Raw genomic sequence first — 283 nt, 5'->3', positions numbered from 1 at the left:
CCAGGGAGCAGCTCGACTTTGTTTCGGTCGCCCCTCACGCAATGTGGGAGGATATTCCCGGCAGGAATGATATGCGCCTGCAATGGGTTATCGACTATCACACCAAATCATTCGATGCTTTGCGTGCAGGGAAATGGGACGAATACGTGAAAATGACGAGCGGATACAACAAGGAAAATGAGTTTCTTACTTTTTTGAGCTACGAGTGTCACGACATGGCGCATGGCGATCACGTGGCATTGTTGTATGATTTGGAAGGGACAATGGTGGAACCTTCAAATGC

General features: G+C 48.8%; 1 pseudogene. It reads left to right on the top strand.

What is annotated here, in order from left to right:
- A pseudogene (locus B3Z75_RS02710) lies at positions 1-283 on the top strand (Tat pathway signal sequence); the annotation flags it as partial.

The sequence above is a fragment of the Proteiniphilum sp. UBA1028 genome, assembly GCF_002316955.1.
In the GTDB taxonomy this organism is placed as follows: Bacteria; Bacteroidota; Bacteroidia; order Bacteroidales; family Dysgonomonadaceae; genus Proteiniphilum.
The sequence above is the reverse complement of the archived record's forward strand: the minus strand, read 5'-3'. Positions and strand labels throughout refer to the sequence as shown.